Origin of the sequence: Plantactinospora mayteni (assembly GCF_016862935.1) — a bacterium.
Classification (GTDB): Bacteria; Actinomycetota; Actinomycetes; order Mycobacteriales; family Micromonosporaceae; genus Plantactinospora; species Plantactinospora mayteni.
Genome location: NZ_BONX01000039.1, coordinates 83,242 through 91,233 on the forward strand (window position 1 = coordinate 83,242; position 7,992 = coordinate 91,233).

7 protein-coding genes are annotated in these 7,992 nt (G+C 69.1%); 4 read left to right on the plus strand and 3 right to left on the minus strand.

Features of this window, described 5'->3' with window-relative positions; genetic code table 11:
• Positions 1–50 precede the first annotated feature (50 nt).
• Positions 51–659 carry a DUF1349 domain-containing protein gene (locus tag Pma05_RS28075; RefSeq protein WP_203860488.1) on the minus strand — a complete coding sequence of 203 codons (609 nt, stop codon included), beginning with the start codon at positions 657–659 and terminating at the stop codon, positions 51–53.
• Between the two features lie 197 nt (positions 660–856).
• Between Pma05_RS28075 and Pma05_RS28080 the strand changes: the two genes are divergently transcribed.
• Positions 857–2,158 carry a L,D-transpeptidase gene (locus tag Pma05_RS28080; protein WP_203860489.1) on the plus strand — a complete coding sequence of 434 codons (1,302 nt, stop codon included), beginning with the start codon at positions 857–859 and terminating at the stop codon, positions 2,156–2,158.
• Between the two features lie 145 nt (positions 2,159–2,303).
• On the opposite strand, the gene Pma05_RS28085 is transcribed toward Pma05_RS28080, so the two are convergent.
• Together Pma05_RS28085 and Pma05_RS28090 are read right to left on the minus strand one after the other, a co-directional pair.
• Positions 2,304–2,651: a histone-like nucleoid-structuring protein Lsr2 gene (locus tag Pma05_RS28085; protein WP_203860490.1), complete on the minus strand. Its 348-nt coding sequence runs from the start codon at positions 2,649–2,651 to the stop codon at positions 2,304–2,306.
• A gap of 276 nt (positions 2,652–2,927) precedes the next feature.
• Complete coding sequence (locus Pma05_RS28090; RefSeq protein ID WP_203860506.1) at positions 2,928–3,911, minus strand: LacI family DNA-binding transcriptional regulator; 984 nt, start codon at positions 3,909–3,911, stop codon at positions 2,928–2,930.
• Between the two features lie 407 nt (positions 3,912–4,318).
• On the opposite strand from Pma05_RS28090, the gene Pma05_RS28095 reads away from it, so the two are divergent.
• The 3 genes from Pma05_RS28095 (at position 4,319) to Pma05_RS28105 (ending at position 7,990) form a co-directional block, all read left to right on the plus strand.
• Positions 4,319–5,263: an ABC transporter substrate-binding protein gene (locus Pma05_RS28095; RefSeq protein ID WP_239313267.1), complete on the plus strand. Its 945-nt coding sequence runs from the start codon at positions 4,319–4,321 to the stop codon at positions 5,261–5,263.
• A 64-nt stretch (positions 5,264–5,327) separates the two neighbouring features.
• Positions 5,328–6,935: a sugar ABC transporter ATP-binding protein gene (locus tag Pma05_RS28100; protein WP_203860492.1), complete on the plus strand. Its 1,608-nt coding sequence runs from the start codon at positions 5,328–5,330 to the stop codon at positions 6,933–6,935.
• Positions 6,935–7,990 carry an ABC transporter permease gene (locus Pma05_RS28105; RefSeq protein ID WP_203860493.1) on the plus strand — a complete coding sequence of 352 codons (1,056 nt, stop codon included), beginning with the start codon at positions 6,935–6,937 and terminating at the stop codon, positions 7,988–7,990. Before Pma05_RS28100 ends, Pma05_RS28105 begins: the two co-directional genes overlap by 1 nt.
• The last annotated feature ends 2 nt before the right edge of the window (positions 7,991–7,992 follow it).

A 7,992-nucleotide genomic window follows, 5' to 3' on the forward strand; every position in this document is an offset into this window, starting at 1 on the left:
CGCGGGGTCGAGCCGGTCCGGCGGCGGCTGCGGAGCCGAGATCCACAGTTCTACCTGCCGTCCCGCAGGTCGGTCAGCCGGGTGGCGGAGAAGCTGATCCGGTCGAACCAGACCGGGCATCCGGCACCGGTCGGCGACTGCGCCGAGAGGCCGAACCGCAGCGGTGTCGCGGCCGGGTCGAGCCGGAAGTGCCGGACGAACTCCCACCAGACCCCGTCGGTGCTGGCATGGAACGCCCAGGCCGGCCCGAGCCGGGAGATCCGCAGCCAGAGCGGGGCGGCGGCCTCGACGACGAATCCGTTGGCGTCGTCGGAGACGTCGCGGGTGATCACCGAGACCACCATCGCGGCGCCCTGCGGTGAGCGTTCGTAGGCGAGTTTGGCCCAGTGCCGGGGACCGGAGTAGAGCAGTAGGCAGCCGGCGTCGAAGCTGCCGGCGAAGTCGACCCTGACCCGGGCCGAGAACTGGAAGTCGCCCTCGGGTGCCGGGGCCAGCAGCCGGGGCGCGGAGAGCACCGGCTCGCCGCCGGCCGGGTCCACGAAGAGGTCGGTCTGGGCCGGTGCGCTCACGGTGAGCCCGGTGATGCCGTCGCGGGCCCAGTCCGGCGGCGCGACCTCCCAGTCGAGCGGTGTCGGCAGGCCGAGGTCGATCTGCTGCATCCGAGCAGGATGCCAGAAACCATCCCCTCGTGGGGTGCGGGTGGGTGCGGGTCGGGGGAAAACTGCCGGTGCACGGGGGTTTACCCCATGGTTGAGCGGCGATTCCCGGGGTAATGGCGGTTCTCGCCGCGACGCGGCGTGACCATCCAGGGCGAAAGTCTTGCGACCGGGAGCGGAGGGAATGGGGTGGGGGGAGCATGGTACTGAGGCGTCGAGCGGTGTTGTTGGTGATGCTCGTGATGGCCGCCATACCACTGGTACTGGCGGGCTGTACGGGCAATCCGCTTGAGCGGGTAGGCCGGAAGGCACCGCCACCACCGAAGCTGGCGATTACGCCCGCGCAGGATAGCCGGAATCTGCCGACCAGTGTCGAGATCGGTACGGCGGTGACGGGCGGGAAGGTCGCCGACGTGGTCGTGACCGATCCCAAGGGCACCCGGGTCGATGGCGCGATGCGCGCCGACGGCACGAGCTGGATGCCGAGCAAGGCGTTGGCGAACAAGCAGACCTATACCGCCCAGGTAACCGCGAAGAATGACGCCGGGAAGGCCGTCACCCAGAAGACGACCTTCAGCACGATGGACAAACCGGCTAAGCGGACGGTCACCAACCTTAATCTTCAGAGTGACCAGACCTACGGGGTGGCGCTGCCGGTGACGGTGGCATTCGACTCCGCGATCCCGAAGGATGCCCGCGCGGGGATCCAGCGGCGGCTGCTGGTCAGCACCGATCCGCCGCAACCGGGCGTCTGGGCCTGGGACGAGACCGGCAAGCAGGTCTCCTACCGGGCGCCCGACTTCTGGCGGCCGGGTACCACGGTCACTGTCCGGGCCGCGCTGGACGGGGTACCGATGGGCGGGGACAGCTTCGGCGACACCGACCGGGCCGGCACCGCGAAGATCGGCAACCGGGTCTTCCTGGAGATCGACAACGCCACCAAGCAGATGTCGGTGTTCAAGGACGACGTGCTGGTCAAGAAGATCCCGGTCAGCATGGGCAAGAGCAGCACCCCGACGTCGAGCGGCAAGATGGTGATCATGGAGAAGCACGAGTCGACGGTCTTCGACACCACGGGTTCTCCGGACCCCTACGTGGTCACCGTCGCGAACGCGCAGCGGCTGACCTGGGGTGGCGAGTTCATCCACGCGGCGCCGTGGTCCGTCGGCGACCAGGGGTACGCCAACGTCTCGCACGGCTGCACGAACGTGTCGGACGAGAACGCGGAGTGGTTGATGAACACGACCAGGATCGGTGACCTGGTGACGATCAAGGGCACCGAGGTCACCCTCGACCAGGGCAACGGCTGGACCGCCTGGAACGTGAGCTGGGACCAGTTCGTCAAGGGCAGCGCCCTGCCGGTGCCCGCCGACCTCAAGCCGGCGTCACCGGCACCGGGCGGACCGGCGAACGCTCCCGGTGGGCCGGCGAACGGCGGACCGCCGGCCGCCGAGAAGCCGTCCGCGTCGCCGACCCCGTCGTCGAGCAGCGGCGGCCGGTAACCCGGCGACCGTACGTAGTCACCACGCAGGTGCCACCGGCGACGGTCGTCGCCGGTGGCACCTGGCGTTCTGGCAGGTGGGTGGCTGGTTGGTCATTCCGGCCGGGCGTACCGGCGGAAATCGGAACGTCCGCACCCGGGCCCGCTCACCGGCCGTTGTACGCCTGCACCACGGACGACGGAATGCGACCCCGCTCCGAAACCTCGTAGCCGTTCTGCACGGCCCATTCCCGGATGGCGCGGTTCAGGTCGCGGTCACTTCGCGTCGGGCTCGTGGCGGCGCCACGCCGACCCGACCGACGGCTTTCGACCGGGCCGCGTCCTACCCGGCTGCCCGCGTGGATGTAAACGTCCAGCGCCTTGCGGAGCTTGCCGGCGTTCTTATCCGACAGGTCAATCGTGTAGTTGACGCCGTCCAGGCCGAACTCGACAGTGCGGTCGGCCTCGCCGCCGTCGAGGTCGTCGGTCAGAAGTGTGATTACCTGCTTCGCCATGGTCGATTACTCCTCGTGAACATTTATTGCTAGGTGTCGAGTTTGACTGATGGCATGCCAATTCTGCAAGACATTGGATATTTCTCGCGCGTCGGCGGCCCCCGCCGGGACTTCAGTTTGGCGTTGAGGCGCGTGGTATCCCGTCCTGAGTAAGGCTCCTGTGGTATGCGGGTGGGCCCCCGGACGGCAGGTGGGAGGGTGTCATTGCGTCCGTCCGCGCTTCTCGATTAATCCGGCGGTACGCATTCCGGGTGCCGGCCCGGCCGGCCGGGCCGCTCAGCCCGGCGCCGGTCCGGAACTGGTCCGGGCGACGAACCGGGGCGTCAACGAGACCCGCCGGTTGGTCCGGACACCGCTTTCGAGTTGCTCGATCAGCAGGTCCAGACTGCGCCGGCCGAGTTCGGCGAAGTCCTGCCGGACCGTGGTGAGCGGCGGCAGGAAGTAGCCCGACTCCGGTACGTCGTCGAAGCCCACCACGCTGACCTCGTCCGGTACCCGGCGGCCGGCCTCGTGCAGTGCCCGCAGCGCGCCGAGCGCGATCTGGTCGTTGCCGCAGAAGATCGCGGTGACCGTGGGGTCGGCGGCGAACTGCCGGCCGTGTTCGTAGCCGGCCCGGGCACTCCAGTCCCCGGGCCGGGGTGCGGGCACCGGGGCGCCGGCGGCGTGCAGCGCCTCCCGCCAGCCGTCGATCCGGTCCCGCGCCTCCGGCCAGTCCGGCGGGCCGGCGATGTGCTGCACGGTGGTGTGCCCGAGCCCGAGCAGGTGCCGGGTCGCCATCGCGGCCCCGGTGGAGTTGTCGATGCAGACCGTCGGTACGTGTTCGCCGCCGCCGCCCACCCCGACCACCGCCAGTCCGGCCGGCGCCTGGGCCAGGGCGGTACCCACACTGCTCTGCGGGGCGATCGCCACGATGCCCTCCACCGACTGTTCGCAGAGCCGGTCGACCGCGTCCAGCACCGACTTCCGGTCCAGCGCCCGTACGCTCGCCACGCTGACGAAGTAGCCGGCGGACCGGGCGGCCTGTTCGAGGCCGTACAGAGTGGAGGCCGGGCCGAAGAGGGTGGTCTCGTAGGCGATCAGTCCCAGGGTGCGGGACCGGCGGGTGACCAGGGTGCGGGCCGCCGAGTTGCGCCGGTAGTTCAGGGCCCGCATCGCGGCGAGTACCCGGTCGCGGGTCTCCGGCCGGACGTTCGGATGGTCGTTGAGCACCCGGGAGACGGTCTGGTGGGAGACCCCGGCCAGGCGCGCGACGTCGCGCATCACCGAGCCCCGGGTCGGGGGCGGCGGGCCGCCCGGCTGGTCACCGGCGTCGATACGGTCAGCTGTCAACGGCCGCTCCTTCGTCTCGGCCAGCCGTCTCGCGGTGGGGTCCGCAGGTCGTCCAGCATCACGGATCCATACCGTCGCCGGTAGTACCTCTTGACGGCCGGCATGAGAACGTTAACACTCACGAAACAGGAAGCCCTGTGGATCGCCCGGCGTGCCTGAAGGTCGGCGTTCCCCGTGGCAGACTGGGCCGAATCCAGGAGTCTCCGGCACCGCGCGGGCGGTGGCGTGGGATGCCGGCCGGCCTTGTGTGTGAACGGTAACCATGACAGGCAACGATGTTTCCAGGCGAGGAGGAAACGGTGCTGAAAAAGATCTCCGCCGTTGTACTCGGCGGACTGATGGTGACCGCGTTGGCCGCCTGCGGAGGCGACGACGGCGCGGGCAGCGGCTCCGGAAACGACGACGGCAAGATCACGCTGGGCTTCGCGCAGGTGGGCGCCGAGAGCGGCTGGCGTACCGCCAACACGAAGTCCGTGCAGGACTCCGCCAAGGAGGCTGGGATCGACCTCCAGTTCTCCGACGCGCAGCAGAAGCAGGAGAACCAGATCAAGGCGATCCGGTCGTACATCACCCAGAAGGTCGACGTGATCGCCTTCTCGCCGGTGGTGGAGTCCGGATGGGACACCGTGCTCCGCGAGGCGAAGGACGCCAAGATCCCGGTCATCCTGACCGACCGGGCGATCGACTCCCCGGACAAGACGCTGTACAAGACCTTCATCGGGTCCGACTTCGTGCTTGAGGGGAAGAAGGCCGGTGAGTGGCTGGTCACCGAATACCAGGGCAAGACCGAGCCGGTGAACATCGTGGAGTTGCAGGGCAGCACCGGATCGGCGCCGGCCAACGACCGCAAGGCCGGCTTCGCCGACGTCATCAAGGCGGACCCGAAGTTCAAGGTCGTCGCCTCGCAGACCGGCGAGTTCACCCGGGCCAAGGGCAAGGAGGTGATGGACGCCTTCCTCAAGGCCAACAAGGACATCGACGTGCTCTACGCGCACAACGACGACATGGGTCTCGGTGCGATCGAGGCGATCGAGGGCGCCGGCCTGAAGCCGGGTGTCGACATCAAGATCATCACTGTCGACGCGGTGAAGGACGGGATGCAGGCGCTTGCCGACGGCAAGATCAACTTTATCGTCGAGTGCAGCCCGCTGCTCGGCCCACAGCTGATGGACCTGGTGAAGAAGGTCGTCGCCGGTGAGACGGTGCCGGAGCGGGTGGTCACCGAGGAGACCACCTTCACCCAGGAGCAGGCCAAGGCCGCGCTGCCGAACCGGCAGTACTAGCCCGAACCGGCAGTACTAGCCGAGGATCCGGCACCGCGACGAAGCGACGGACGGAGGAGGGCGGATGGAGACGTCGGGGGAGCCCGGGGCGATCCTGACCATGGCCGGCATCGGCAAACGGTTCCCCGGCGTACGGGCACTCGACGAGGTCGACTTCCGGCTCTTCCCCGGCGAGGTGCACGCGCTGATGGGCGAGAACGGGGCCGGCAAGTCGACGCTGATCAAGGTGCTGACCGGGGTGTACGACGTGGACGAGGGCGAGATAGTGCTCGACGGCACCCCGGTCCGCTTCACCGGCCCGTTGCAGGCGCAGCAGGCCGGGGTCAGCACCGTCTACCAGGAGGTCAACCTCTGCGCCAACCTCTCCGTCGCGGAGAACATCTACATCGGCCGGGAACCGCGTCGCTTCGGCGCCATCCACTGGACCGAGCTGCGGCGCCGGTCCCGGCAACTGCTCGACGGGCTGGGGCTGGACGTCGACGTCTCGGCCCCGCTTGGCAGCCTCTCCCTGGCGGTGCAGCAGATGGTCGCGATCGCCCGGGCCATCGACATCTCCGCCAAGGTACTCATCCTGGACGAGCCGACCTCCAGCCTGGACGCCGACGAGGTCGGGCAGCTCTTCCGGGTGATGAGACAGCTCAAGCAGGAGGGCATGGCGATCCTCTTCGTCAGCCACTTCCTCGACCAGGTCTACGAGATCTCCGACCGGATGACCGTGCTTCGCAACGGACGCCGGGTCGGTGAGTACGCCACCCGGGAGTTGAGCCAGCTCGACCTGGTCAGCGCGATGATCGGCAAGGAACTCGCGGTGCTGGAAGAGTTGGAGGAGCAGCCCCGGCGCTCGCTGGCCACCCTGGAACGGGACCGGCCGGTGGTCGAGGCGGCCGGGCTCGGGCGCAACGGTGCGATCGCCCCGTTCAGCCTCACCATCCACCGGGGCGAGGTGGTCGGGCTGGCCGGGCTGCTCGGCTCGGGGCGTACCGAAATCGCCCGGCTGCTCTTCGGTGCGGACCGGGCCGATGCCGGAGAGCTGAAGGTGGACGGCGCGCCGGTGACCATGCGCGGCCCGCGCGCCGCGATGGCCCGGGACATCGCCTTCTGCTCGGAGAACCGCCGCACCGAGGGGCTGGTCGCGGAACTCACCGTCCGGGAGAACATCATCCTGGCCCTACAGGCCGCCCGGGGCTGGTCCCGCCCGCTGCCCCGGCGCCGCCAGGACGAACTTGTCGACAGGTACGTCAAGGCGCTGCGCATCGTGCCGGCCAACCCGGAGGCGCTGGTCGGCCAGCTCAGCGGCGGCAACCAGCAGAAGGTGCTACTGGCCCGCTGGCTGATCACCGAGCCTCGGCTGCTGATCCTGGACGAGCCGACCCGGGGCATCGACGTCGGCGCCAAGGCGGAGATCCAGCGCCTGGTGGTGACGCTCTCCGATGGCGGGATGGCGGTGCTCTTCATCTCCGCCGAGCTGGAGGAGGTACTCCGGCTCAGTCACAAGATTGCCGTACTGCGGGACCGCCGGATGGTCGACGAACTGGCCAACGACGACGAGGTGACCGCCGACCGGATCATGGCGATCATTGCCAGTGGCCACGGTGCGGCGCCACCCGACGCGGCCGGCCGACCGCACGATCCGCACGATCCGGACGTGGTCGTCGTCCGGGAGGAGGTGTGATGGCCAACCTTGTCCGGCACCGGTTCTTCTGGCCCGTGCTGACCCTGGTGGTGCTGCTGGTCAGCAACCTGTTCTTCACCCCCGACTTCTTCGCGATCGACGTCCGGCAGGGGCACCTCTACGGCAGCCTGGTCGACATCGTGCGGTTCGGGGCGCCGCTGATCCTGGTCTCGATCGGCATGACCCTGGTGATCGCCACCGGCGGCATCGACCTCTCGGTGGGCTCGGTCGTCGCCATCTGCGGCGCGCTGGCCTGCCTGCGGATCAGCGAGCTGGGTGACCAGAACAGCGTGCTCGGGGTACTCGCCGCGGTGGGACTCGCCCTCGGGCTGGCCCTGCTGCTCGGCGCCTGGAACGGCCTGCTGGTCGCCCAGGTCGGCATCCAGCCGATCATCGCCACCCTGATCCTGATGGTCGCCGGCCGGGGCCTGGCCCAGCTCATCACCGACGGGCAGATCATCACGATCAACAGCTCGCCGTACAAGCTGATCGGCGGCGGCTACTGGCTGACCGTGCCGTTCTCGATCCTGGTCGCGCTGCTGGTCTTCGGGCTCGCGCTGCTGCTCACCCGGCGTACCGCGCTCGGCCTGCTGATCGAGTCGGTGGGCGGCAACGCCGAGGCGAGCCGGCTGGCCGGGATCCACTCCCGCCGGATCATCTTCACCGGGTACGTCTTCGCCGCGTTCTGCGCCGGGGTCGCCGGACTGATGATCAGCTCCAACGTCTCCAGCGCGGACGGCAACAACGCCGGCCTCTGGATCGAGCTGGACGCCATCCTGGCGGTGGTGATCGGCGGTACGTCGCTGGCCGGTGGCCGGTTCTCCCTCGGCGGTACGGTGCTCGGCGCGCTGATCATCCAGACCCTCACCACCACCATCTACAGCATCGGCATCCCGCCGGAGACCACCCTGCTGTTCAAGGCGCTGGTCGTCACGATCGTCTGCCTGCTCCAGTCGCCGGCCTTCCGGGCCAGGGTCTTCGGCCGACGCCGGAAACCACCGCCGCCGCCCGCTCCCGAGCGCGAGCCACAGCCGAAGGTCGAGGTCCCGGCATGAGC

Excerpts from the sequence above, each read along its gene's own strand:
- Pma05_RS28075 (WP_203860488.1), bottom strand. The coding sequence starts at position 659 with ATGCAGCAGATCGACCTCGGCCTGCCGACACCGCTCGACTGGGAGGTC.
- Pma05_RS28090 (WP_203860506.1), bottom strand. The coding sequence starts at position 3,911 with ATGCGCGACGTCGCGCGCCTGGCCGGGGTCTCCCACCAGACCGTCTCC.
- Pma05_RS28095 (WP_239313267.1), top strand. The coding sequence starts at position 4,319 with ATGGTGACCGCGTTGGCCGCCTGCGGAGGCGACGACGGCGCGGGCAGC.
- Pma05_RS28105 (WP_203860493.1), top strand. The coding sequence starts at position 6,935 with ATGGCCAACCTTGTCCGGCACCGGTTCTTCTGGCCCGTGCTGACCCTG.
- Pma05_RS28085 (WP_203860490.1), bottom strand. The coding sequence starts at position 2,651 with ATGGCGAAGCAGGTAATCACACTTCTGACCGACGACCTCGACGGCGGC.
- Pma05_RS28100 (WP_203860492.1), top strand. The coding sequence starts at position 5,328 with ATGGAGACGTCGGGGGAGCCCGGGGCGATCCTGACCATGGCCGGCATC.
- Pma05_RS28080 (WP_203860489.1), top strand. The coding sequence starts at position 857 with ATGGTACTGAGGCGTCGAGCGGTGTTGTTGGTGATGCTCGTGATGGCC.